Here is a 24318-nt window from a genome sequence, read left to right as displayed (position 1 = left end):
ACCACAATCAATGATATCAAAGAAAATTAAAAGGAGTGTCTAAAATGTCAGAACAGAAAAAAACGACTATTATTTTATTTAGTGGTGATTATGATAAAGCGATGGCTGCATTTATTATTGCAAATGGAGCGGCAGCCTATGATCATGAGGTAACAATATTCTCAACTTTTTGGGGTTTAAATGCTTTTAGAAAGGATCAACAAGTACCAGTAAAAAAGGGAATTCTAGAGAAAATGTTTGGCAAAATGATGCCACGAGGTGCAAATAAAATGGGGCTATCTAAGATGAATTACGCTGGAATGGGTCCGAAAATGATTAAACATGTGATGAAAAAGCACAACGCAATGCCGTTACCGGATTTGATTGATATGGCTAAGGAACAAGATGTGAAACTAGTTGCATGTACAATGACGATGGATTTGTTAGGCCTTCAAAAGGAAGAATTAATCGATGGACTAGAATATGCTGGCGTCGCTGCTTATCTGGGAGACGCTGAACAAGGAAATGTGAACTTATTTATCTAATATAATATTTTACCCAAGGGGGTAATACTTTTGGAAGTTATTATCTATGCTCTGTTCACCGGAATTGTCATTTGGTTTTTTCTTAGTCGGGTGATGCCAGCTAAGGGGATTACTGAAATAAGTGCAAAAGAGTTAAAGGGAAAGTTAAAAAGCAAAGATATTCAGTTTATAGATGTTCGGACTTCGGGTGAGTTTACTGGGAATCACATTAAAAACTTTAAGAACATTCCGCTTCATGAGCTATCTCAAAAGGCTAATCAGTTTTCGAAGGAGAGAGAAGTTATTCTCATCTGTCAAAGTGGAATGCGCAGTAATAAAGCGGCCAAAATGCTTAAAAAGAGGGGATTTACACAGTTAACGAATGTCAAAGGCGGCATGAGTGCCTGGAACTAAACAAGAAGAGGAAGGGAAAAATCATGAAAGAAATAAAGCCTGAAAAAGTAGAAAAGTTAGTGAATCCAAACATTATTGATGTGAGAGAGGTAGAAGAAGTTGCAGGCGGAAAAATTCCAGAAAGTATTAATATCCCTCTCGCTTTACTAGAATTTAAAATGCATGAACTAGATAAATCACAAGAATATATTATGGTTTGCAGATCTGGTGCTAGAAGTGCAATGGCTACTAAATTTCTTGAGGGTCATGGTTTCAACGTCACGAATATGACTGGTGGCATGTTGGAATGGAAGGGAAATTCAGCATAGTTTTTTTGATAAACTAATACCAATGAGGGTATAAAATAAGGAGGAAACATAAAATGGAAGCGATTAAATTTGATGAATTAGTAGATGCAAAAGGATTAGCGTGTCCAATGCCAATCGTTCGTACAAAAAAAGCAATGAAGGACCTAGAGCCAGGAAAAGTAGTCGAAATTCAGGCAACGGATAAAGGCTCTACCGCTGATATGAAAGCATGGGCACAGAGTACAGGGCATCAGTATCTAGGTACCTTGGAGGATGGCGAAGTGTTAAAACATTATCTTCGCAAAGCAACAGAAGAAGAAAAAGAGGAAAAGAAACATCCTCATGTAGCTAGTAATGAACAGCTTCAAGCGAAGCTAGGTAGTAAAGGGGATTTATTGGTTTTGGATGTTCGTGAATCAGCCGAATATGCTTTTAATCATATTCAAGGTTCAACATCCATTCCATTAGGGGAACTTGAGAGCCGTTTAGATGAACTAAATAAAGAGTCTGAAGTCTATGTAGTATGCCGTACCGGCAATCGAAGTGATTTAGCAGCACGAAAGTTAACGGATGCAGGATTTAAAAACGTCATAAATGTCGTGCCAGGTATGAGTGAATGGAAGTAAGAAGTTTAGTCATTGAGGCTGCTTAATGCCTCTTTGCCTAGCTATTCATGATTAAAAAAATTTAACTAAAAAAATACTATAGGGGGTATATAAGTGTCTTTTAAAGCAATGAATGCCAAAGAAGTAGCTAGAAAAGTCATTGAAAAACAAGATCTGTTTATTCTAGATGTTCGTAATGAAAGTGATTTTGCAGATTGGAAAATCGAGGGTGAAAGTATAGATTACTTTAATATTCCGTACTTTGAATTACTTGATGGAGTTGAAGAAATCATGGATAAGATCCCAACAGACAAAGAGATTTTAGTCGTCTGTGCCAAAGAAGGATCCTCGATGATGATAGCGGAAATGTTGGCGGACGAAGGATTGGCCGTGTCATATCTCGAAGGAGGAATGAAGACGTGGAGTGAACATTTAGAGCCAGTAAAAATAGGCGATCTAAAGGATGGCGGAGAGTTATATCAATTTGTCCGTCTTGGCAAAGGGTGTCTTTCTTATATGGTTGTTTCAAATGGAGAAGCGGCTATCATTGACGCGACACGTATGGCTGACATCTATGTGGATTTTGCGAAAGGGATTGGCGCAACGATTACACATATATTTGATACACATTTACACGCCGACCACATTTCCGGGGGAAGAACAATTACGGAAGCTACGGGTGGAACATACTGGTTACCTCCAAAGGATGCGGAAGAAGTAGTTTTTGATTATGCAGCCATAGAAGGTGGGAATGATGTAGTAATTGGAAACTCTACTATTAACATTCATGCCTTATACTCACCAGGGCACACAAATGGTTCTACTTCATTTGTGATAGATGAGCAGTATCTATTAACTGGTGATATTCTTTTCATCGATTCGATTGGTAGACCTGACTTAGCAGGGATGGCGGAAGACTGGGTAGGCGATTTAAGGGAATCGCTTTACACACGTTATAAAGAGCTTTCCGCTGAATTAATTGTTCTACCGGCTCACTTTATGATCATTGATGAATTAAATGATGATGGCAGCGTTTCTGAAAAACTAGGAACTTTATTTGAAAAAAATCATGGGTTAAATATAGAAGATGAAGAGACGTTTAGAAAAATGGTAACAGAAAACCTGCCACCACAACCAAACGCTTACCAGGAAATACGCGAGACAAATATGGGGAAAACTAATCCGGAAGATGAAAAGCAACGGGAAATGGAAATTGGACCAAATCGTTGTGCAGTAAGGTAATTGTCAGCTCTATGAAATTCATAATAAGACCAAAAAAAGCCTATTTGGGCTTTTTTGGTTTCTTTTTCAAGAGATACACCAGAATTAATAAAATTAGCAGCTACCTTCACACCGCGCGTATCAAGGGAAAATCACCCTTCTTTTCGAGTAGCACCTACACGCAGTTCGTAGGTGCTACTCGGGGCGGCGGAAGCTAACGCTGTTTTTAATAAAAGACGGCTATGCCGTTTTTCTTATATATCTTAAATTAATATTAAATAATGTAAGCTAACTTACGGTCATTATAGTTTAAGGATAGGAATTTTAGGATAGATAATAGAAAAAGGAGGCGATTGGAATTAGTACATTAACGATGAAATCAATACTGGAACAATATGTATACACTCGGGATTTAACTTTAAAAATAGTAGAGCCCTTAGAAATTGAAGATTACGGAATTCAAGCAAATGCTGACGTAAGTCCTCCTAAGTGGCATTTAGCACATACAACATGGTTTTTTGAAGACTTTATTTTAATGCATTATAAGCAGGGTTATCAGTATTACTTAGAAGATGCACGGAAACTATTTAACTCTTATTATGAGACGTTAAGTAAGCCATTCCCCAAGTCAAAACGAGGACTGGTATCCCGGCCAACGGTGAAAGAGGTTATGGAATACCGGCATGCCGTAGATAAAGAAATTATTGCCCTTTTATCAGAGGGGGAAGATTTAGATGATGAATTTTACAAATTAATAGAACTTGGTATTAATCATGAACAACAACACCAGGAACTTTTAATCACTGATATGAAATATAACTTTTCAGAGAACCCTATACAACCAGCATACAAGGAAGCTAGTAGCCTGGGAGAATCCAAACAAACAGTTGCGCCGATAAATTGGAGCTCTTTTGAGGAAGGACTTGCAACAGTCGGTTCAAATGAGGAGCGTTTCAAGTTTGATAATGAGGAACCTGCACATAAGCATTATCTTTATCCATTTTCAATCGCGGACAGACCAGTAACAAATGGAGAATTCATGAAGTTCATAGAAGTTGGAGGTTATTCCAGTCCGGAATATTGGCTGTCAGACGGATGGGCAACGGTCGGAAAAGAACAGCTGGAAGCACCTCTCTATTGGGAAAAACATGAGGGGTCATGGTATACCTATACGTTATTTGGCTTAAAAGAAGTTAATCAATATGAGCCTGTTACACACATAAGTTTTTATGAAGCGGATGCGTATGCAAGATGGGCAGGATTTCGGCTTCCGACGGAACAAGAATGGGAACATGCTTTTAAAGAGGAGAAAATAGAGGGGAGTTTCTTAGAGAATTTCATTTTAGACGAAGCGTCAGATCCAGAAAAAACAGTATTCGGTTCTGTGTGGGAATGGACAAAAAGTCCTTACGTAGCCTATCCCGAGAGCGCAAGGCCAGAAGGTGCCTTAGGAGAATATAATGCAAAATTCATGAGTAATCAGATGGTGTTACGGGGTGGATCTTGTGCCACACCGCGCAACCATGTACGCTTAACCTACCGCAACTTCTTCCATCCGGATAAACGATGGCAGTTTTCAGGATTACGTCTTGCAAAGGATGGAAAATAACATGAAGCAAACGATGAGTCCGATTAGAGATCTTAAACCATCCCTGGCATCTTTAGAAGAGGATGTAATGAGTGGGTTGAAAAAAGACCAAAAGAGTTTACCTCCGAAGCTATTTTATGATGCAGAAGGCAGTCGATTATTTAATCAAATTACGGAGTTACCTGAGTATTATTTGACACGAGCTGAAAAGGAAATTCTTATAACCCATCAGAATGATATTGCCACATTTATAGGGAGTAGCTCCACACTGGTGGAATTAGGGTGTGGAAATGAAGAAAAAATCAGCCTCATTCTTTCTGGATTAGAAAACGTTAGTGAGTACATTCCTGTAGATATTTCGTTATCAGCACTCCAAGAAACTGCGGATAAAATTAAGAACGACAATCCCCTGCTTAGCGTTCAAGGGATTCGGGCCGATTATACAGAGTCCTTATCGTTCTTATCTGGTATTTCTCAAAATAAGAAAGTCATTTCGTTCTTAGGTTCAACACTTGGAAACTTTGAAGCTGAGCCTCGAGAACTTTTTTTAAATCAATTAGCACAGGAATTAAGACTTGAGGATGGTCTTTTAATTGGAATAGATTTAAAGAAACCTAAGCGTATTTTAGAAGCGACTTATAATGATTCAAACGGCATTACAGCTAGATTTAATAAAAATGTTTTGCAACGAATCAACAAAGAGTTGGACGCTAATTTTCAATTGAACAACTTTAGTCATCTAGCTTGTTATAACGAAGAGGACCAACGGATTGAAATGTACCTTGTTAGTGAAAGAATTCAAACAGTTGAAATTTGCGGGGAGTCATTTCATTTCCAAAAAGGGGAACGAATTCATACCGAAAACTCTTATAAATTCAGCGTTGATGAATTCGAAAAGACACTTCATCAGATAGGATTAAGACTACGTAAAGTGTGGACAGACCAAAAAAACCATTTTGCCGTTACCTATGTTGAACCGTTAAATGTATAAGAGTAACTGCATGACAGACTTCTAAAAAATGAAGAAATTTTATAAATTTTCATTTTCATATAAAAAAGGGATGCCTCACTAGGTTTTAAAAACCTAGTGAGGCATCCCTTTTTTTATTCATACCGCCTTGCTCCTGCATAAATATCAGAGAAAAATTCACTATGTTCAAGGTGGCGGGTTGTTACGCCTGAGGATTCACTGGCAATCATAAATTGGTCATGGCCAATATAAATTGCGGAGAGGTAGCTGCCGGAACCATCGAAAAAGAGAACATCGCCAGGTTGAAGTTCATCACGTTCAATTTCTGTCCCGCTGTTCCACTGATCATTGGCGGTATTTGGAAGCTGAATTCCTAAGCTTTCCTGATACACATAGCTGACGAAACCGGATGTATTAAAGCCTTCTTCAGGGGATGAACCACCTGATTTAAATGGTGTAGTGAGATGACGCGCAGCTTCTTGGACGACAGGCTCTTCGTCATGAAGAGAAAGCTCATCGTAACGCTGCACGCTAGTAAAGGCATCCGACCAATACTCGTTGATGTAAGAAATCTGCGTCATCGCTTCGGTTCGGCTTGCGTGAATCATAAAATCATTTCCAACATAGATTCCTGCGTGGGTAACTTCTCCATTTCCACGGTTTTCCTCTTCAAGGTCAATAGCTGAAAAAAATAACACATCCCCAGGCTGTATGTTTTCAAGATCAATTTCCTTACCTAGTTTATGCTGGTCAACGGTCACTCGAGGCAAATATACATCAGAACTTTCCCGGAACACCTGTTGAATTAAAAAGGAACAATCGAAACCGTCCAAGGTATTGCCGCCAAAAACATAGGGGGTATCCAAATACTGCATGGCATGTTCCACCGCAGGATGTTCATGATCTTCATAGGTGCTCGGATGCAGTGATTCGGCTTCTTCTTCTGTGAGACGTTTTGCACCTATATAATTATCAGCCCAGAAGTTACTGCCTTCAAGACTTAACGTTTCTACTCCATTAGTTTCCGAAACTGTCATAAATTCACCATGACCTAGGTAAATACCACTCATCAGCGTATTTGCTTGGAAAAAAACCATATCTCCAGGATATAACTCGTCCAAGGAAATACTTTCACCTAAATCAAATTGGTGCCCGGCGATACGTGGTAATCTGATTCCGGTAGACTCTTGATAGACATACTGTACAAATCCAGAAGAATTAAACCCTTCATCAGGATTAGTCCCATCTGTAAGAAAAGGAGTGTTTTCAAGGCTAAGAGCTTCAGAGAGGATGGCCTCGATATCAGGCTCAAGATCACCATACTCTTTTCCCGTAAACACGGTTCCTGACCCATTATCCAAAGACTGACTTGATTCATCTGTCCCGATGAACTCCCATGGACGAAACATAATGATCAAGACAATAAAAAGGGCAGATGTAAATAACATAGTTATCGGGTGTTGATTTTGTTTTTTTCTATTAGAAGCCATTTAAAACACCTCTTTAGTTTACTCTTCTCGTAGTCTATCAAGGGTTTGTTATTAATGCAAAAACAAAAATGAACGGGTTAATTTCCTGTATAAAAGACCTATACTAGGAGGAGACAACATGTATAAGTATCCCTGTTATAAAACGGGTATTTTGATAGAGTAGATGCAGACCTATAAACGTTACAGTGAATATTATTGACATCAACAAAAGAAGTATTATATAATTATCTCGAATTCGAGACTTTAAACAAAGGATTGGTATTGATGGAGCCACAGACAAACAAGCAAAAAGAAGAGGATGTATCGCTAAAGTTATTTGTTGTGTTATCCCGGGCATTAAAATCGATTGAAAGACGGGCTGAAGAAGACATAAAAAGCTATGGACTTAACCCAACTGAATTTGCGGTATTGGAGTTAATTTATAGTAAAGGCGATCAACCGATTCAGAAAATAGGCGAAAAGGTTTTGATTGCGAGCAGCAGTATTACGTATGTCGTGGATAAATTAGAGAAAAAGAATTATTTGGAAAGAAAGTCTTGCCCAACGGACCGCCGTGTGACTCACGCAGGGATAACTGCAGAAGGAACCGAATTAATGAATGAGATCTTTCCCAAACATAGGGAAGCTATTTACGAAATATGTGGCGGATTAGACTCTAATGAAAAAGAGTTTTTGATTCACCAGCTTAAAAAATTAGGTTATCATGCGCTAAAAAAATAGTCTTTTAACATATATCTCGAATACGGAATAAATGACTTAGCAATATATAAATTAAAGGGAAATTTCGCCTATTTTAGCTTTCTAATATGGAAGAATCAATTATACAGATCCTGTACAAATTGCCTCCGTCGGAAATCCATATGGAGTCAGAGCCAATCGAAATTCGATGGGCTCTTTTTAGTTTTTTATTATAGATTGCCCTTTTATTTTCATAGTGAAACAGCTTTTTTAAACAATTGATTAAACATAGAAGCTAAACGATTGTTTAAGTTCAAATTATAATAGCGAAAGCGAATTAATATGAGAGAAAATATTGATACAACGAGGTATTCCCCTTTAAATATCGGGTATAAGATAAGAAGGAGGTGTGATATATGGCGAAAACGTATGCAGTATGGTTTCGAAGTGACTTTCGATTTGAAGACAATACGGCTCTTTACCATGCGATAGAAACAGCAAAACACGATGATGGGAAATGGATTGCTTTTTTTCATCTTGATCCAATTTTTACGTCATCGATTGATTTACACCATGATTACTTTTTTCGTACCTTGGAGGACTTTCGAAAGAGGTGTGTAGAACGAGGTATTCATTTACATATCATATACGGGAAATTAGAAGAAGCACTCCATCAACTTAGACAAGCTTTTCCGGATCTTAAAGCAGTGTTTTATAACCGAGATGAGGCAGGAGATGCTCACAGTAGAGACAAACAAGCAGAATCGTGGATGGAAGATAACGGGGTTGAATTATTTTCCTATGAGGATGCCCATATTCATGGACCACAAGAAGTCAAAAAAAAGGATGGCACGCTATATAAAGTATTCACTCCATATTTCAGAGCATGGGGCAGACAAGAAAAACCTACTTCTTACAAATTAGATAAGGACGCTTTGAGGAGTTATTATCAAATGACTGATTCGATCGATCACGAAGGAGAAAACAATTTCGAGAAAAGTATTCTATCAAGGTGTCTTCATGATTGGCAGGCAATTGGAGAAGAAGCCGCTCTTGAACGGGTTGAGAGCTTTGCGGACACTCGGCTCAACTATTATAAAGAAAACCGTGACTTTCCGAAAACGGCGGGGACAAGTCGCCTCTCGCCCTTTTTGAAGACCGGAGTACTTTCCCCACGGCTTGTATATCGAACTGCTGTGACTCGCCTGGAAACAGGAGGAGCGGGAGCAGAAACATTTATTCAGGAACTGGCATGGCGGGACTTTTACTATATGATTCATGCTCATTTCCCTGAATCGAAGAATAAAGAACTTACGGAAAAGTATCAATCCATGGAATGGGAAACAAATGAAGAAAGACTCGACATGTGGAAAAAAGGCAAGACGGGATTTCCTATTGTTGATGCAGGGATGCGACAACTCAATGAACTAGGCTGGATGCACAATCGATTAAGGATGGTCACTGCTTCTTTTTTAACGAAAGATTACATGCTGGACTGGCGGTTAGGGGAGCGATATTTTCAAGAAAAATTGATTGATTACGATGCGTCATCGAATATTGGAGGCTGGCAATGGGCAGCTTCAGTTGGTACCGATGCTGTTCCTTACTTTCGTGTGTTTAATCCGACAACACAAGGAAAAAGATTTGATCCAGACGGAAGTTTTATCCATAAATACGTAGCCGAGCTCGCGAATGTTCCCGATCAATTTATTCACGAACCGGCGAAAATGACGGAAGATTTAAAAGAAGAAACGAAAAGTGAAAGTTACCCTGAACCAACTGTTGATCATGGACTACAACGTAAGAAAGTGATTGCTAAGTTTAAAAGGATCTAGTGTTTAGTTGAATGGTCCTTTTAAGAAATTGGCCGATATCATGCTATACTAATGATAAAATTTCCAAGAGACGCAAAGGAGTTCATGATGACTAACCAACAAATTTTATTTTTAGATATTGATGGAACGATATTAACCCCCGATGACCGAATTGAAGAATCTACAAAAGAAGCAGTGAGGCAAGTTAAAAAAAGAGGAATAGAAGTTTTTCTGGCAACAGGGCGCCCACTCCACGAGATTATGGAAATTGGAGAAGAATTAAACGTGGAGTCTTTCATAGGCTACAATGGTGCGTATGCTATCCATCAAGGGAAAGACATATTAATTGAGCCGATGGATGCGGAAATCGTAGAAAGCTTCTTTCAAATTATGAAAGGGAAACAGCATGAGGCGGTATTGTACACGAATGGAAAAAACTTATTGTCTTCAGAGAAAACTGGATCAATAAAGGATTTCGCTAAACACTTTCATTTGAAAAGTACAGAAGCCTATCATGAAAAATACAGCGATGAGATTTTAGGCATATCGCTAATGAACATTGGTAAAGAGGAGGTAGTCCTTTATGAAGAAGCTGGTGACCTTTCCTTATCACCAATCAATGTGGAGGGTTTCAAAGAACATGCATATGATGTTATTCGTGACAAGGTCAACAAGGGATTTGCCGTTCAAAAGGTTTTAGATGTTCTCGGTTTAGAGAAAGAACAGGCGATTGCCTTTGGGGATGGAATGAATGACAAAGAAATGCTTTCTTTAGTTGGTGATAGTTTTGCAATGGGTAATGCGCAACCAGAGCTTTTCCCATACGCGAAGCATAAAACTACCGACGTCACGAATTCCGGTATTTTTAACGGATTAAAGACATTGGGATTGGTGGAGTAGTTCTGCTCTATATTTAAGTTAACATCATAGAAGAAGCCCTCGTCCGTGATTAGACAGGAGAGGGCTTTTCTGCGGAAGACGAAGCCATGGAAGAGGCGTCCCGGTCCCTACAAAAAACAACAAAGAGTGTTTCAGCAGCACCTACATACTCTTTACATGATTGACTAAATCATCTGCTGAGTGGGCGACTTGATTAGAAGCTTCTGCAATTTCACGGACGGAAGTAGAAAATTGATTCAATTCTTTTTCAATAATTTCATTAAAATTGCGAGTTTCACTCATTTTAGCAACAATTTCTGAAAATGAAATTTCCAGATTACCGACCGTTTTATTATTGGAGTCAATCGACTGCGTAACTTCCGTAATGAGAGAAGAGTTTCCTTCTACTTCTTTGTTCGTTTGGTTAAGTAAGTTACGGACTTTTTCAACGGACTCTTTCGTTTGCTCGGATAATTTCCGAACCTCGTCAGCTACAACGGCAAATCCTTTTCCATGTTCACCGGATCTGGCAGCCTCGATTGCTGCATTTAATGCAAGCAAATTCGTTTCATCAGCAATGCCCTGAACGATTTGAACAATTCCTTGCACTTCCTTGAAGATACTAACAAGTGACTTCATATTTATTCCCATTTTATCAACAGAATCAGTGACTTGAATCATCAATCCTTTTAGTTCATCCAATTCCTGTTTGCCTTCGATCGCTTTGGCTTCAGAATCCACAGCAAATTGGGTTCCGTCTTGCGACTTTTTAACAATGTCCGCAACCTGTTGATTCACTTCATCAACTGTGGCACTCGTCTCTTCAGAAATAGCACTAAGTTCTTCAGAAGTAGACATAACTACCGTTTGAATTTGCTGCTTAAGCTTTTCTTGGCTTTCTCGAATGCGGTCATTTTCTTTATCAAATGCTTCTAAAACAATTTGCTGTTCCAAACCTATTATTTTCGAAACTGCCTGAACGCATAAAGCTACATCTTCGGCATGTTTGTAGTGATTATGAATCAGATTAAATATCTCTAGTTGAAGACCTTGATAAGCACACATATACCATTTTTGTTCCAAGCCGATTCGAACGTGTGTATGGGCGATTGTGAACCGTTTCGCAATAAACGTTTCATCAATAACACCATTAAACATTTCAACGAGGTGGATAATGAGTGTCTTTTTTAATCTTTCTATGGAGCTGTGATCATTAATTATTTCCAACAATATCGGTGAATGAGCAATGTTATCGTAAAAAGTTGATACTAAAAACTCAATATTAGGTGAGATTAATTCGTCTTTTAATATCTTTAATATCTTTAATATCTTTATATCTTGATCTTCAAAATTGTTCATAAGTATTTGTTTCTTTAGATCACTGTGATCTCCCACGTCTATTGGTGTGACATTAACCTCTGCTAATTTTTTCGAAATGACTGACTCCGTTTTTCTTGTGCCTCTTTCTATTCCAAACATAAAAATTCCCCCCCATGGTTATGATAGTTCTATAGTTCTATATAACTAATACCATGGATAGAAAGAGTGTGCAAGGGGAATTTATACATATTAATATTATTTCCCGTTAAGAAAGATATATGCTAAAAGGTGAAGTGACAAATTATAATTTTACACAAATTTATTATACGGTTTATTAATCTTACCTGAAAGAAATCATGTTCCTTGAATGGGATATATTTGCCCTTATGAAAATCGCTAATAAATGAACAATAAGAAGGAATTAAGGCGAAATTCAAAGGGGAAGCGATAACAATGAATGTCATATTTACACTAGGAGAGCGGCGGAAAGAAAAGCAGTGGAAGTACCAACGCGGGATGTTACGCTCGCTTTCCATTACTGATATGAAAAAAGATGTCCAAAGACGGTTTTTCGCTCATGAAGTGGAAGAGACAGTCTCAAGGTTATATTTATCCGATTTATGCCTTGATATGGGAATTGATGCTTATTTATTAGGAGCGGAATATGCTCGATTTGGTCACTATGGGGAATCAGAATTTTCGGCGATGCAACGATGCAGAGAAGAAATTCAAGCAGTCATTGATCAGACAGTTGCTCAATTCACAGCATGGTTAAAATTAGATGATGCACAGGAATCTCTTTATAAAGAAGTGTCTACAGGTTATATCCATGAATGGTGGCGTCAAGGATTCACTGAAGGGAAGAAGAAATACTCCATGCGATTACATTAATTAGAAAAGAGGGGGGTGTCTAAATCTTTAGGGACACCCCTTTTTAAAGAGATAAGAATGTATAAGTTGACAGCTATCTTTACGCCACACGTGTCCTTCTTTCGAGTAGCACCTACACGCACTAAGCAGGTGCTACTCGGGGGTGGCGAAAGATCACGCTGTATTTAATAAAAGACGCTTTGCGTTTTTCTTAAAAAACACACTCATATTTTTACCCTTGTCCCATATATATATTACATGTGGGGAGGGACGGACTTTATGAAAAGTAAGATTGGTATTATTTTGATAGCTGGTATATTTGCGATACTTTTAGCAATCGGACCATTCTTTTTAAAAACAGAGGACTCCATGAGCTGGAGCTTGCCACTTTCAGGGAAAATTATAATTTTAGATGCAGGTCATGGTGGAATCGATGGAGGCGCAACCTCAGCAAGTGGATTGCTTGAAAAGGATATAAGTCTAGAATTGGTATTGAAACTCCGGGATTACCTTCAGGAGGCAGGGGCATTTGTGATTTTAACCCGGGAAGAGGACCGTGATTTAGCACAGGTAGATACCGCTAAAGTTCGCTCCAGAAAAGTAGAGGACCTAAAAGAACGGGTAAGAATGATTAATACGTCCAATGCCGACTTTTATCTTAGTATACACCTTAATGCGATTGGTGCTTCGCAATGGCGAGGTGCTCAATCATTTTATAATCGGGCTATTGAAAACAGTGATATCTTGGCAAAACACGTTCAGCAGGAAATGGTACGTAATTTAGAAAATACAACTAGAAAAGCGAAGCCAATTCACAATGTATATCTTCTTCAACACGCGGAAATTCCGGGCACTTTAGTGGAGATAGGTTTTTTATCAAATCCTAATGAAGCTGAGGAGCTAAGTACGGAAAAATATCAGCAAAAAGTAGCTGCTTCTATCTATGAAGGTGTTCTTCGCTATGCAGGGAACGAACGACTCCCTGAAGGGGCAGAGGAGTAAACCTGAGACTGTATGTGTTCACACATCCTCGTTCATACTATGCCAAGGGATTCGTTTCGAGAAAACGACTGGCTATATATGTTATAATTGTACACGAAGTGTGAACGAATACATACTTGATCATATATAAAAGGATGGTGCGCCCTATGTTAACAGAAGAGCAAGTCCTGAAAGCGTTAGAGACGGTTCAAGATCCGCATTTAAATAAGACGTTGATTGAATTAGGGTCTGTAAAAGAAATGAAAATTAAGGACAAATTAGTCAGTCTGAAATTAGCCATTGCAGAACCAGGAACAGCAGAGCAAATGGCTCTTCAACTGGACATTGTGAACAAAGTAAAAGAAGCGGGAGCGGAATCTGTTGGGCTGCGTTTTGAGAAATTATCGGACGAAGTCATTCAAAAGCATGGTGGAGCAGCTGAAGAAGAGGAAGAAAAATCTTTATTAAACAGTGATACTACATTTATTGCAATCACTAGTGGTAAGGGGGGCGTGGGTAAGTCCACCGTTTCTGTGAACCTTGCGACGTCACTAGCACGTGAAGGGAAAAAGGTTGGTATTATCGATGCGGACATTTATGGTTTTAGTGTTCCGGATATGATGGGCATTGAAGAGCGTCCGAAGGTTGTAGGAGAGCGCATTTATCCTGTGTCGCGTTTTGGTGTTCAGGTTATTTCCATGGGCTTTTTTGTGGAAGATAATTCCCCGATTATTTGGCGAGGTCCAATGCTTGGTAAAATGTTAAACAACTTCTTTAATGAAGTCGAGTGGGATGATTTAGACTACTTAATTCTTGACTTGCCACCAGGTACAGGAGATGTTGCATTGGACATTCACTCCATGTTGCCACAATCAAAAGAAATTGTTGTCACAACCCCTCACGCTACAGCCGCATTTGTTGCAGCGAGAGCTGGGGCGATGGCAATCAAAACAGACCATGAAATTCTCGGTATCGTTGAGAATATGGCTTACTTTGAAAGTAAAACAACTGGAGAGAAAGAATATGTCTTTGGAAAAGGTGGAGGACCTAAGCTTGCAGAAGAGCTGCGATCAGAAGTACTTGCCCAAATTCCTTTGGGACAGCCAGTGATTGATGAAGAGGATTTTGCACCATCTGTTTATGGCGCCGACCACCCGATCGGAAAAATTTACACTGAAATGGCGCAAAAAGTTATCTCTAAAATCGGAAAGTAAATAAGAAAAACGCAAAGCGTCTTTTATTGTAAAAAAGGTATGTCATAAGGTAAATAACCTGTGACATACCTTTTTTTAGAAAGAAATTGTTATTTCCTTTCAAGCGGAGGGGCTCGTCTTATGGGGTCTTTGCAGCTATTGTTTTTCCCGCAAGACCGTGCTATTACGGGCTTTTAAAAATCAAGGGTTTGGAAAGAAGTTATTTTAACCGCCACCTTCTTTTTTGGACTCACCGCCACCACCTTCACTGCTCTGTAACTCCTTTTTAGCTATTTCAGTCAAAAGTTCGTTTACTCGGGCGACAAAGAAAGGACTTTCCATGGCTTCTGTGACGACATTCATGACTTCTTTTCGATAATCCGCGCTTTTCATCAGTTCTACATAATTTTTTTCAAGTGCAGGGTCTTTAAGGATTTCCGCCATCATTTTTTGATACTCTGGATCTTTCATGAGATCCTTTAACAACTTTTCGTTTTCTTCTTGCATACTGGTTGCGAATGTTTTGGAAAACTCCGGATCTTTCATCACTTCTTTCCAATATTTTTTCCCTTCTTCAGATGCAAGTGTTTTTTGGATAGTATCTTTAATAAATTCTTGTTCCATCACTAATTCTTCTTTCACTTTTTCATCCTGAAGAATTTCTCGTACAGCCTTCTTTCCTTCCTCAGTCTGAAGCATGTCAACCATCATTTCCTTTGTTTTTTCATAATCCTGGGGTTCTTGACCAGTGTTATCGGCGCAGCCAACTATGAAAAAAGAAAGACAAAGGGTGGAAAATATAAACAGTATCGTTTTATTAATATAAAGGCGTTTCATCGACTGAATCTCCTCTCTTTTCTTGCGATTCTTCTTGTTATAATATGAGATTTTATCGATGTTTTTATACAATACTGATGTGTAAACCGAGAAAGTTTTTAACCATACAGTAAAAAACTGGCGTGATAAATACCTCTTTTGATACAATAAGACAGTATGTATATGTAGTAGGAGGAAAAGAAGTGAATTCTAGAAAAGTCGTTTATTTATTTTATACAACATTTTTAATCGGGACAGTCGCTGGTTTTATTTTCGGCTTGATTTTAGATTGGCAAACACATTTAGATGATATTACCAGCTTTGCCTTCGGTGGTCTTTTTATGTTGGCAGTTACCGCAGCTATATGGGCAGTCATTGCACAAATGGGTTTCTTTGCTTATTTAACGATTCACAGGTTTGGATTAGGGATTTTTAAGTCTTATCAACTATGGAATAAAGTTCAAATTGTAATTATTGCATTCGCTTTATTTGATTTAATGTTTTTTAGACATTACTTTTTTGCAGCAGAGGATGTGTCTTTGACTGGTTACATTATTATGCCGCTCTTGCTGTTAGCATACGGGCTTCTTATAGCTTGGGTAAAAAGTAAGGAAACGGATCGATCTGCGTTTGTATCGACTGTATTTTTCATGGTGGTTGTAACTACGATTGAGTGGATACCTGCACTTAGGGAGAATGATTACGGGTTTTTGTTAACCGCAATTGTGTCTCTTTTAGCTGCAAACACATGGCAAATTCTAGTGTTGCATCGCCTTCACGATCAACCGAACGGTAAACAGCCTGGGGTAAAGAAGAAGGAACGACCTGTAATAAATTAAAGTGAAAGCTCCGCACCCAATTATATGGGAGCGGAGCTTCTTTGCTATTTTTCCTCCTAACTAGAAAAACCGATGGATTACTTAATCTCTTCAGTATCAACTTTAACGCCTGTTACGAGTTGAGAAATAGAAACAAAGGAAAATCCATCATCCTTTAATTTTCTTAAAGCAATTGGTAAGGCTTCAGAAGTCTGTTCTGCAGAATCGGATGCGTGCATGAGTATAATATCTCCGTTATTAACGTCGGTGGTCACATTTTCAACGATAGCATCAACACCCGGGTTCTCCCAGTCATGGGAATGGACACTCCAATGAATGACGTCATAATTCAAGGAAGCGGCTACATCCAAGACTCGTTGATCAAAACTTCCGTTAGGAGGCCGCAAGTATTGTGGTACTGTTTCTGTTAATTCGGAGAGGACCTGATGAGCATGTTGAATATCGTTCTTTATTTGATCATCTTCCCAACGCGTGTAATGCTCGTGTCTATACCCGTGACTTCCGATTTCATAGCCTGATTCTACAATAGATTGAAGTAAATCGGGATGACGTTCTGCCCAAGCCGCTGACACGAAAAAGGTGGCATACTCGACCCCTTCTTCTTCCAAAGTTTCAAGTATAGGGCTTAATTGTTCTTCACCCCAGCTAATATCAAACGTGAGTGCTAACTCTGGTCTTTCGGCTTCCACGCGGTGAATAGCGACAGGATCGTCGTCTGGCGAAAAAACAGGAAGAAACGGCGCTTCCACATATAAAATTCCCGCTGTAAAAAAGGCCGCTAAACCAATAATCATATATCTTTTCACCGTTTTAACATTCCAAATCCAAATAAAATTCATTATGCTCTCTCCCCCTTGTCCATCCTTTATTCCATATGTATTCACTGGACAGGCATTTATGTTAATTGTGGTTAATAAAGTTCTAAGTAAAAAATATTATCGGAAATTTAGTTAAAGCCCTTGCAATTTTTTCTTATAAATAGTAAGATAGCAATTGTCTCACTAATGAGGAGTCTTTCATTAGCGAACAGAGTTTAGTGACGATCGCGGAGAGGTCACACCCGTTCCCATGCCGAACACGGAAGTTAAGCTCTCCAGCGCCGATGATAGTTGGGGGTTTCCCCCTGTGAAAGTAGGACGTCGCTAAGCTCGATTTATTTTTATGTATATAAAAGTATATGTGTGTACATAATAGTATAGGTGACTCAAAGTGACGAAGAGATTCGCTGCTTATTGAGAATCATCCATTATTCCACAGTAGCTCAGTGGTAGAGCTATCGGCTGTTAACCGATCGGTCGTAGGTTCGAATCCTACCTGTGGAGCCATGCTTCCTTAGCTCAGCTGGTAGAGCGCAGCCATGGTAAGGCTGAGGTCAGCGGTTCAAGCCCGCTAGGAAGCTCCACGAGTACCATAGTAGAAGAAGTCTTAATTACATAAAAAACTATAAACCATGTTTCCTGAATAATTAGGATACATGTTTTTTTTGTATCTGTGTATCGTGAGGGGAATTCTCACTACGGACGAGGAAAACTAATAAAGATGTCGAAAAAAATAAGTTTTTGTAAAATAATAGTTGCACAGTTACTCAAAGTTTGATATTATCAATTTTGGCAATACGTTGTTATGTACAACAATTTATTAATTCATAGATCGAATGGCATATTCAATCAAACTAGATGGCCCGTTGGTCAAGCGGTTAAGACACCGCCCTTTCACGGCGGTATCACGGGTTCGAATCCCGTACGGGTCACCAAATTTTTTTTGAATTGCATAATTGTCGAAGAGTTTTTTCTACATAGGGAATAATTTTTTTGGGAGAAGGGTATCGTAATTATTAGAGCTTCACCTAATAACTTTTTGCTACATTCAAGAAAGTAATTACTAAAGATAGGGCTATAGCCAAGCGGTAAGGCATCGGATTTTGATTCCGTGACCCGCAGGTTCGAATCCTGCTAGCCCTGCCATATTTTAAATTAACAGGACCTATATATAGAAGAAATTGAAGAAAGAAAGAGCCGGCGTGTACATAAGTACATGAGGAGTGAACGAAAGCAGTTGACGAAGAAGATTCACCGCTTATTGACAATCACACACGTAGAGAGCCATTAGCTCAGCTGGTAGAGCATCTGACTTTTAATCAGAGGGTCGAAGGTTCGAGTCCTTCATGGCTCACCAAAACTTTCATATATACAATAAAAAGACCAATAATTACGACAGCATACATACATTTACTAACTAATTACCTCCAAATTGATATGATGGAGGTTTTTTTTATTAGGTGAATTTTAAATCTAAATGCTATGTACAATCTCACAGACGAACAGGTGTCTATCCATATTGTCTTGCAGAAAATCAAAGATCTAGTGACTTTTTTCAACAAAAAATATCAAATATGTGTAAATTTGGACTCTTTTTCATTTAAGCTACGTTTATCCTCCTAAATAATGTTAAAATTAAAATTGTATATGAAATGAAACCTTTCATTGGTGGTATGCGTATAGAAGGTAACCGCAGTGAAGCGGAGGGTAGCAGCATGGACATTATTGTAAGAAAGATTATATTAGAAGTGAAAAAAGGTAATCAACAGGCATTTGCGGAATTGATGGATTTATATAAGGACAAAGTGTACCATATTGCATATCGCATGCTTGGAAATGTCCATGAAGCACAAGATGTTTCTCAAGAGGCATTTCTAAGAGCATACACAAATATCGATTCCTACGATATGAATCGAAAGTTCTCCACATGGCTGTTTCGTATTGCGACGAATTTAGCGATTGATCGTATTCGAAAGAAAAAGCCGGACTTTCATCTGGAAGACCAGGTAGCTGGAACAGAGGATCTTACGTATTACACACAAATCTCTGCAGACGAAGAATTACCAGAGGACCAGGTGGTGCAGTTGGAAATGCAAGAATGGATTCAGCAGGAAGTAATGCAACTTCCTCCGAAATACAGATCTGCAATTATTCTTAAGTATCTGCAGGACTTATCGTTGAAAGAGATTAGTGAAATATTAAATCTTCCAGTAGCAACGGTTAAAACACGTATTCATCGTGGCAGAGAAGCGTTGCGAAAGCGACTGAGAGACTCATAGTCGTGGAAAGGGGATACAGCTTATGGCTTGCTCAAAAGAGAATCAAGCTTTTATTCATAAATATTTAGATGAAGAATTGACATTGCTTGAAAAAAAGCAATTTGAGAACCATATATTAACATGCGACGATTGTTATGAGCACTTGCGTGAATTAAGGAAAACTGTTGCTATTATTCAAAGTACTTCCCATATCGAAGCACCCAGTTCTTTATCGGCGAATGTAATGAAGCAGTTACCGAAACAGTCTAAATCGAATAAATGGAAATTCTGGATCAAGAAACATCCATTCATGATTACTGCAGCAACTTTCTTTTTCGTTTTTATTGTAAGTGTTGCTTCTGCTTTGAGTGGAGAGGATGAAGAAATTGTTGTTCAGGGAGACGGTCAATTCATTGTTGATAAAGAACGAAATGTTGTTGTCATTCCTGAAGGCGAGAGTATTTCCGGAGACTTACTAATTCGAAACGGCAATATTGAAATTAGCGGGGAGGTTTTAGGGGACATTACAGTCATCAATGGTGAACATGTGATGGCTTCGACGGATCAAGTATCTGGAGACATCAAAGAGATTAATCAGACGATGGAATTAATTTGGTATGAGATGAAGTCATTTTTCTCCGATGTTGTTGATCTTTCAGATAACGAAAACAACGCGGAAAATCAAAAGGAAGATTAGGTAAAGAGAATAGAAAGGCATATGGAGAGTTGGGCATATGTCTTTTTATCTGTTAGGTAAAAACCGGAAGGAACTCGAAAAAAAGCATAGATCAATCTCACATAATACTAAGTATGTTGTAGAGTAATAATGGGACAAAATATGTTATAATAAACATACTATAAACGATGGGAAGAAATGTGACCTTTGGAGGAACGATTATGTTTGAGGTGTTCAATGATTTTACTTTTTTGAGTGCACTAGCAATTGTGGTAGATATTGCATTAGTGGCTTTCGTGATATATAAATTAATCATGGTTATTCGCGGTACCCGTGCTGTTCAGTTAGTCAAAGGCATCACGGTCATTTTGGCTGTGTGGTTTTTAAGTGGTTTCTTAGGACTAAATACACTTCAATGGATTATGCAACAGGCAGTTACATACGGTTTGTTAGCCATTATAATAATTTTTCAACCTGAGTTAAGGCGTGCGCTTGAACAACTTGGTCGTGGGCGTTTGTTTCAGTCAACTTCCACAGCCGCAGAAGAAGACATACAGGAAACAATTGAACACATTATTAAAGCTTCTAATTATATGGGTAAGCGTAGAATCGGGGCATTGATTTCTATAGAAAGAGAAACTGGAATGAATGATTATGTCGAGACTGGCATTGAAATGAATGCAAAACTTACCTCAGAGTTGTTAATTAACGTGTTTATTCCAAATACACCTCTTCACGATGGGGCTGTAATTTTGAAAAATAACGAAATAGTTGCTGCCGGATGTTATTTGCCCTTGTCGGAGAATCCTTTTATTTCAAAAGAATTGGGAACAAGACACCGTGCTGCACTTGGTGTAAGTGAAGTGACGGATGCCATCACTTTAGCAGTGTCTGAAGAAACTGGAGGAATTTCCGTGACAAAAAATGGAGAACTCCACCGAAGTTTAGATGAAGAGGCACTTCGCAAATTATTAGAAAAAGAAATGCTAAAGGAAGACTCGAATGGCTCAAACTCCCGTTGGCAGTGGGGAGGGAAGAAAAATGGATAAGTTGTTTAATAAAGGGTGGTTTATTAAACTAAGTTCTATCGTTATCGCAGTTATGCTGTTTTTTATGGTAAATATGGACGGAACGCCTAATCAGCCAGGGGGGCTGCCTACGGTAACAGATTCCACAAATATTTTAGAAGAAGTAGATTTAAATGTATATTATGATGACGAAAATTATGTATTAATGGACGCACCTGAAACTGTCCAAGTTACGCTTGAAGGTCCAAAAAATGTGTTAACAGTGGCGGAGATTACGCATCCCCAGCAAGAGTTATATATTGATCTCACAGGTAAAGAGGCCGGGACTCACTATGAACAAGTGAAGTATCGGGAGTTCCCGTCTAATGTCGATGTTTCCGTTAATCCGGCGTATGTTGAGGTAACAATTCAAGAGCGTCAGACAGTTTCTTTCCCGGTAGATGTGCAATTAGAAAATGAAGGGGATATTGAAGACGGTCATGCGATTGGTACTCCGACAGTTGAACCTTCAACTGTCAATATAACATCCGCACAAGGGGTACTTGAACAAATTGATTCTGCAAGGGCTATTGTAGATATGGCCGGTAGAAATACTAATTTCGAGGATTCCGTGCCAGTAGTTCTCTATGACAAAGACGGGAATGTTCTAGACGTTAACGCGGATCCACCGGCGGTAGAGGTAGTTGTACCTGTTACGAGTCCAAATAAAGAAGTACCTGTAAGAATTAATCGAACAGGAGAACTTCCGGATGGCGTCGCTATTGAATCTATTACTACTGATCCGGAAGTAGTAAATGTATTTGGACCGGTAGATGTCATTAATAAAATTTCTTTTATTGATGGTGTGACATTGGATCTCAGTGAAATTGAAACAGCTGGGGAAGACTCTTTTGAAGTGGATATTCCACTGCCTGAGGGGATTGAAAGTATCGATCCTGAAACAATAACGGTAACTGTAGATGTCACTGTTGAACAGGAAAGAGAATTTACCGATTTTGAGATTGATGTCACTGGTTTAGGGGATGCACAATCGATAGATTTTATTGATCCCGAAGAAGGAACACTAGATTTGCTCGTTAGTGGAAGTTCAGAAGCACTTAACCGATTAGAGCGAGAAGATTTGCAAGTAACGTTAGATGTAGAAGGACTGGAGGAAGGGGAGCATGATGTTAGCCTGGAATTCATAGGACCTCAAAATCTAAAGTTTGAGCAAACAGGAACGTCAGCTATTTTCACCCTTTCTGATGGAAGTACAGCTGTTAATAATCCTTCCGGTGAGCAAGAGGAAACCGATGAGTCAATTGATAGCGGAAGTGAAAATGAGAATACTGATACTGATACTGGAACTGGAACCAATTCTGATCCAAGTGATGATTCCGATAACAAAATAAATACGGAAATAGAAATGAATGGAATTGAAGAAGAGGAGATCACTGAGTCCGAACCAGAGGAAGAAACGGATTCTAGTAGTTCTTAAATTTTATGAGCTTTTGGTTTGAATATATCGATGAAAAAGATGAATGTTAGGAGCGATTGTTAATGGGAAAGTTTTTTGGAACTGATGGAGTAAGAGGGATAGCAAATAAAGAATTAACTCCGGAACTAGCTTTTAAACTAGGTAGATTCGGAGGCTATGTCCTCACGAAAGAAACAACAAAGCCAAAGATTTTAATTGGCCGCGATACAAGAATTTCCGGACATATGTTAGAAGGGGCTCTTGTAGCTGGATTACTCTCCATTGGTGCTGAAGTTATGCGTCTTGGTGTTATTTCTACACCAGGGGTAGCTTATTTAACAAAAGCATTAAGTGCAGACGCGGGTGTCATGATTTCTGCATCACACAATCCTGTAGAAGATAATGGCATCAAGTTCTTTGGATCAGATGGCTTTAAATTAGTTGACAGGCAAGAGGAAGAAATAGAAGCTCTGCTAAATAAAGAAGACAACATGGAAGATGAACTACCTCGACCGGTTGGTGCTGACATTGGAACAGTGAATGATTACTTTGAAGGTGGTCAAAAATACTTACAATTCTTAAAACAAACGATTGTTGGAGACTTCTCCGGAATGCATATTGCACTAGATTGTGCACACGGGGCAGCTTCACCTTTAGCAAATCATATATTTGCTGATTTAGATGCAGATAAAATTTCGGTCATCGGAGCCTCTCCGAACGGGATAAATATTAATGATGGTTTCGGATCAACCCATCCAGAAGAATTAGTCAAAATAGTCAAAGAAAAAGGCGCTGATATTGGTCTTGCTTTTGACGGAGATGCTGATCGACTTATTGCTGTGGATGAAAATGGTGATATTGTTGATGGGGACCAAATTATGTACATATGCGCCAAGTATATGAAGAACACAGGTCGTTTAAATCATGATACAACAGTCACAACGGTGATGAGTAACCTCGGTTTCTACAAAGCGTTGGAAATGGAAGGTATCGAAACGAAACAGACTGCTGTGGGAGATCGATATGTAATGGAAGAAATGCGTAATGGAGGGTTTAACTTAGGCGGGGAACAATCCGGACACGTAATCTTTCTTGATTACAGTACAACTGGGGATGGTCTCTTAACGGCGCTTCAGCTCGTTCAAATCGTGAAAGCTTCAAATATGCCGTTATCAAAACTTGCAGGAGAAATGAAGAAATACCCGCAAAAGCTCGTTAATGTTCGTGTAGCAGATAAAAATGCTCTCCATAATAGCGATGTGATTGCGGCTGAAATTCTTGCAATTGAAGGAGAATTAGAAGGGGAAGGACGAATTCTAGTTAGACCTTCTGGTACAGAATCATTAGTTCGTGTGATGGCAGAAGCGCCTACCGAGGAGCTTTGCGATAAACATGTGCAAACAATTGTAGATGTAATTAAAAGAGAGTTAGGATCGTTAGAATAGAAAGTAAAAGCTCATCCAAATATGGATGAGCTTTTTTTAACAGATAAGAATTTATAAAATATCGGTTTTTTAAAGATTGTTGTTTTCGTCGAACAAATATGCTCGAATCCGCTCTAGGTGGACGCTTTCCGCGGGCAACGACTTCAGCCTCCTCGGGTAGTTCGCCCTG

At 38.9% G+C, this 24318-nt stretch carries 24 protein-coding genes, 5 tRNA genes and 1 rRNA gene; 25 read left to right on the top strand and 5 right to left on the bottom strand.

The annotated features are described in order from the left end of the window. The first annotated feature begins 44 nt into the window (after positions 1 to 44). The 7 genes from ACHABW_RS17115 (at position 45) to egtD (ending at position 5609) form a co-directional block, all read left to right on the top strand. A complete protein-coding gene (locus ACHABW_RS17115; protein ID WP_435756951.1) occupies positions 45 to 524 on the top strand; it encodes a DsrE/DsrF/DrsH-like family protein in 480 nt (159 codons plus the stop codon). Between the two features lie 30 nt (positions 525 to 554). Then, complete coding sequence (locus ACHABW_RS17110; RefSeq protein ID WP_435756949.1) at positions 555 to 917, top strand: rhodanese-like domain-containing protein; 363 nt, start codon at positions 555 to 557, stop codon at positions 915 to 917. Between the two features lie 23 nt (positions 918 to 940). Then, a complete protein-coding gene (locus tag ACHABW_RS17105) occupies positions 941 to 1225 on the top strand; it encodes a rhodanese-like domain-containing protein (RefSeq protein WP_435756947.1) in 285 nt (94 codons plus the stop codon). A 53-nt stretch (positions 1226 to 1278) separates the two neighbouring features. Further along, positions 1279 to 1830 (top strand): sulfurtransferase TusA family protein, encoded by a 552-nt coding sequence (locus tag ACHABW_RS17100; protein ID WP_435756945.1) that lies wholly within the window; start codon positions 1279 to 1281, stop codon positions 1828 to 1830. Between the two features lie 108 nt (positions 1831 to 1938). Continuing rightward, the gene (locus ACHABW_RS17095; RefSeq protein ID WP_435757005.1) at positions 1939 to 3051 is read left to right on the top strand and encodes an MBL fold metallo-hydrolase; all 1113 of its coding nucleotides are present in this window, start codon (positions 1939 to 1941) and stop codon (positions 3049 to 3051) included. A 352-nt stretch (positions 3052 to 3403) separates the two neighbouring features. Next, complete coding sequence (gene egtB, locus ACHABW_RS17090; protein ID WP_435756943.1) at positions 3404 to 4639, top strand: ergothioneine biosynthesis protein EgtB; 1236 nt, start codon at positions 3404 to 3406, stop codon at positions 4637 to 4639. A 1-nt stretch (position 4640) separates the two neighbouring features. Further along, on the top strand, positions 4641 to 5609 hold the full coding sequence (egtD, locus tag ACHABW_RS17085; protein ID WP_435756941.1) for an L-histidine N(alpha)-methyltransferase: 969 nt from the start codon (positions 4641 to 4643) through the stop codon (positions 5607 to 5609). A gap of 113 nt (positions 5610 to 5722) precedes the next feature. Here egtD and ACHABW_RS17080 read toward each other — a convergent pair whose 3' ends face one another. After that, on the bottom strand, positions 5723 to 7078 hold the full coding sequence (locus tag ACHABW_RS17080; protein ID WP_435756939.1) for a C40 family peptidase: 1356 nt from the start codon (positions 7076 to 7078) through the stop codon (positions 5723 to 5725). A 264-nt stretch (positions 7079 to 7342) separates the two neighbouring features. Here ACHABW_RS17080 and ACHABW_RS17075 point away from each other — a divergent pair, with 264 nt between their 5' ends. The 3 genes from ACHABW_RS17075 to ACHABW_RS17065 all read left to right on the top strand — a co-directional run bounded on the left by ACHABW_RS17075 (position 7343) and on the right by ACHABW_RS17065 (position 10470). Then, complete coding sequence (locus tag ACHABW_RS17075; RefSeq protein ID WP_435756937.1) at positions 7343 to 7798, top strand: MarR family winged helix-turn-helix transcriptional regulator; 456 nt, start codon at positions 7343 to 7345, stop codon at positions 7796 to 7798. Positions 7799 to 8172: 374 nt separating this feature from the next. Next, a complete protein-coding gene (locus ACHABW_RS17070; protein ID WP_435756935.1) occupies positions 8173 to 9591 on the top strand; it encodes a cryptochrome/photolyase family protein in 1419 nt (472 codons plus the stop codon). Positions 9592 to 9675: 84 nt separating this feature from the next. After that, entirely contained in the window at positions 9676 to 10470 is a 795-nt protein-coding gene (locus ACHABW_RS17065) for an HAD family hydrolase (protein WP_435756933.1), read from the top strand. 141 nt (positions 10471 to 10611) lie between these two features. On the opposite strand, the gene ACHABW_RS17060 is transcribed toward ACHABW_RS17065, so the two are convergent. Continuing rightward, complete coding sequence (locus tag ACHABW_RS17060; RefSeq protein ID WP_435756931.1) at positions 10612 to 11928, bottom strand: protoglobin domain-containing protein; 1317 nt, start codon at positions 11926 to 11928, stop codon at positions 10612 to 10614. 294 nt (positions 11929 to 12222) lie between these two features. Between ACHABW_RS17060 and ACHABW_RS17055 the strand changes: the two genes are divergently transcribed. The 3 genes from ACHABW_RS17055 to ACHABW_RS17045 all read left to right on the top strand — a co-directional run bounded on the left by ACHABW_RS17055 (position 12223) and on the right by ACHABW_RS17045 (position 14834). Continuing rightward, entirely contained in the window at positions 12223 to 12660 is a 438-nt protein-coding gene (locus tag ACHABW_RS17055) for a DUF2521 family protein (protein ID WP_110937899.1), read from the top strand. A 258-nt stretch (positions 12661 to 12918) separates the two neighbouring features. Beyond that, positions 12919 to 13641, top strand: coding sequence for an N-acetylmuramoyl-L-alanine amidase CwlD (gene cwlD / locus ACHABW_RS17050; RefSeq protein WP_435756928.1), 723 nt, complete (start codon positions 12919 to 12921; stop codon positions 13639 to 13641). Between the two features lie 146 nt (positions 13642 to 13787). Next, positions 13788 to 14834, top strand: a complete 1047-nt coding sequence (locus tag ACHABW_RS17045; protein ID WP_435756926.1) for a P-loop NTPase — start codon at positions 13788 to 13790, stop codon at positions 14832 to 14834. Positions 14835 to 15038: 204 nt separating this feature from the next. Here ACHABW_RS17045 and gerD read toward each other — a convergent pair whose 3' ends face one another. Beyond that, on the bottom strand, positions 15039 to 15650 hold the full coding sequence (gene gerD, locus ACHABW_RS17040; protein WP_435756924.1) for a spore germination lipoprotein GerD: 612 nt from the start codon (positions 15648 to 15650) through the stop codon (positions 15039 to 15041). A gap of 182 nt (positions 15651 to 15832) precedes the next feature. Between gerD and ACHABW_RS17035 the strand changes: the two genes are divergently transcribed. Beyond that, positions 15833 to 16468, top strand: coding sequence for a KinB-signaling pathway activation protein (locus tag ACHABW_RS17035; RefSeq protein ID WP_435756922.1), 636 nt, complete (start codon positions 15833 to 15835; stop codon positions 16466 to 16468). Between the two features lie 77 nt (positions 16469 to 16545). Here the strand turns inward: ACHABW_RS17035 and pdaB are convergent, their stop codons facing one another. Next, complete coding sequence (pdaB, locus tag ACHABW_RS17030) at positions 16546 to 17307, bottom strand: polysaccharide deacetylase family sporulation protein PdaB (RefSeq protein ID WP_435756919.1); 762 nt, start codon at positions 17305 to 17307, stop codon at positions 16546 to 16548. Between the two features lie 193 nt (positions 17308 to 17500). On the opposite strand from pdaB, the gene rrf reads away from it, so the two are divergent. From rrf to glmM, 11 genes are all read left to right on the top strand, one after another. Next, a 5S ribosomal RNA gene (gene rrf / locus ACHABW_RS17025) occupies positions 17501 to 17616 on the top strand. 102 nt (positions 17617 to 17718) lie between these two features. Continuing rightward, positions 17719 to 17793 (top strand) — tRNA-Asn (locus ACHABW_RS17020). A 1-nt stretch (position 17794) separates the two neighbouring features. Beyond that, positions 17795 to 17870: transfer RNA gene (locus ACHABW_RS17015), tRNA-Thr, on the top strand. A 276-nt stretch (positions 17871 to 18146) separates the two neighbouring features. Continuing rightward, positions 18147 to 18221, top strand: a tRNA-Glu gene (locus tag ACHABW_RS17010). Between the two features lie 136 nt (positions 18222 to 18357). Further along, positions 18358 to 18432: transfer RNA gene (locus ACHABW_RS17005), tRNA-Gln, on the top strand. 135 nt (positions 18433 to 18567) lie between these two features. Next, positions 18568 to 18643 (top strand) — tRNA-Lys (locus ACHABW_RS17000). 358 nt (positions 18644 to 19001) lie between these two features. Next, complete coding sequence (gene sigW / locus ACHABW_RS16995) at positions 19002 to 19565, top strand: RNA polymerase sigma factor SigW (protein ID WP_435756917.1); 564 nt, start codon at positions 19002 to 19004, stop codon at positions 19563 to 19565. A gap of 22 nt (positions 19566 to 19587) precedes the next feature. Then, the gene (locus tag ACHABW_RS16990; RefSeq protein WP_435756915.1) at positions 19588 to 20241 is read left to right on the top strand and encodes a zf-HC2 domain-containing protein; all 654 of its coding nucleotides are present in this window, start codon (positions 19588 to 19590) and stop codon (positions 20239 to 20241) included. Between the two features lie 200 nt (positions 20242 to 20441). Beyond that, positions 20442 to 21269, top strand: a complete 828-nt coding sequence (gene cdaA / locus ACHABW_RS16985; RefSeq protein ID WP_435756913.1) for a diadenylate cyclase CdaA — start codon at positions 20442 to 20444, stop codon at positions 21267 to 21269. Beyond that, positions 21262 to 22725 (top strand): CdaR family protein, encoded by a 1464-nt coding sequence (locus tag ACHABW_RS16980; protein ID WP_435756911.1) that lies wholly within the window; start codon positions 21262 to 21264, stop codon positions 22723 to 22725. The genes cdaA and ACHABW_RS16980 overlap by 8 nt, the downstream gene beginning before the upstream one ends. A gap of 62 nt (positions 22726 to 22787) precedes the next feature. After that, complete coding sequence (glmM, locus tag ACHABW_RS16975) at positions 22788 to 24149, top strand: phosphoglucosamine mutase (protein ID WP_435756909.1); 1362 nt, start codon at positions 22788 to 22790, stop codon at positions 24147 to 24149. On the opposite strand, the gene ACHABW_RS16970 is transcribed toward glmM, so the two are convergent. Continuing rightward, the coding region (locus ACHABW_RS16970) for a hypothetical protein (protein WP_435756907.1) at positions 24121 to 24318 on the bottom strand (198 nt) is incomplete at its 5' end. The two genes, glmM and ACHABW_RS16970, sit on opposite strands and share 29 nt — an antisense overlap.

The organism is Salipaludibacillus sp. CF4.18, from assembly GCF_051262595.1.
Taxonomy (GTDB): Bacteria; Bacillota; Bacilli; order Bacillales; family Salisediminibacteriaceae; genus Salipaludibacillus; species Salipaludibacillus neizhouensis.
Note: the sequence above shows the minus strand (reverse complement) of the source record. Positions and strands in the feature narration are given on the sequence as shown.